The organism is Streptococcus sp. A34 (assembly GCF_043674115.1).
GTDB lineage: Bacteria > Bacillota > Bacilli > Lactobacillales > Streptococcaceae > Streptococcus > Streptococcus suis_V.
The window spans coordinates 1-1,069 of sequence record NZ_JBIMJM010000073.1; the positions used below are offsets into that span (position 1 = coordinate 1).

The 1,069-nt window shown below is 69.2% G+C and carries 1 protein-coding gene; it reads right to left on the bottom strand.

The features are described 5' to 3' along the window. Window positions 1–78 precede the first annotated feature (78 nt). Window positions 79–924: a hypothetical protein gene (locus tag ACHBGV_RS10255; RefSeq protein WP_394736278.1), complete on the bottom strand. Its 846-nt coding sequence runs from the start codon at window positions 922–924 to the stop codon at window positions 79–81. Window positions 925–1,069: the final 145 nt, after the last annotated feature.

The following is a 1,069-nucleotide window of genomic DNA, read 5'->3' on the forward strand; positions in this document are numbered from 1 at the left end:
TTACGTGCCATTGCGGCATCATCCTTTCAGAATGAGGAGTGCCGCCGAAGCGTCGCCGGCCGAAGCCCGCATGGAACGTTATTCGCTCTTGCCGCGAGAATACCACGGCGGACAGACGAACGCCCCTCGCCGGGGGACGAGGGGCGTTCTAGCGTGTCGGCGGGGGAGGGCCGGCGCGCTGCGGGGAGTCTCGCGCCTGCCGCCTCCGGTCAGGAGGGCGGCCTGCCGTTCGCTCGCCGTGAGGGGCTTCTTCGGGCGCGCGCCCTCGCCGCCCCGGTCCGCGCCGCCGGCGACGGACTCGCGGCGCCGGCGCCCGGCGTGCTTCGCGAAGAAGGTCGGGTACTTCTTCTGAATGCGCTCGATCTCGTCGTCGAGGCCCTCCACCTCCCCGTCGTCGTCCAGGTCGAGGTCGTCGAGCTTGACGAAGCCGATCAGATCGGCGGCGACTTCGCGCGAGACGCCGGCGGCGACGAGCGCGGCCTTCGCTTCGCTGCGCTTGATCCGCGTGTCGGCCTCGGCCTTCGCCTCCGCCTTCGCGGCGTCGCGGATCGCGTCGAGATCGGGTGCCTCGTCGTCGCCCTTCGACTTGCCGGCCGGCTTCGGCTTGCGCGCGTCCTCGAGCTCGCGCTTAAGCTTGCGGATGCTCGCACGCTTCGACTTGACGGAGCCGCCAGCCTTCGTGAGGCGTTCCGTCGCCTTCTTGAGCTCGGCGCGGATCTCGGCTTCGGACAGGTCGGCGAACTCGTCGTCGTCGTCCTCGTCGTCCTCGTCGTCGTCGTCCTCGTCGTCCGAGTCGTCGTCCGAGTCTTCGTCGTCCTCGTCGTCGTCGCGCGACTTGCCGCCGCTCGCGCCCTTCGCGAAGGGCGACAAGACGAAGGGGAGCGGTCGCTCGCCGGTCGTGATCCAGTCATGCATCTTGCCCACGGGTGTTGTCCTTTCGGGGGTTGTGGAGTAGGGACGCGATTACTTGGCGGGGACCGAGAGTCGGATCTCCGTCACGGCCGAGGCGATTGCGCGCTTCACGGCCGCTTCGATTGTCGCGGCATCGGCGTCGTCGTCGATCTCGCCG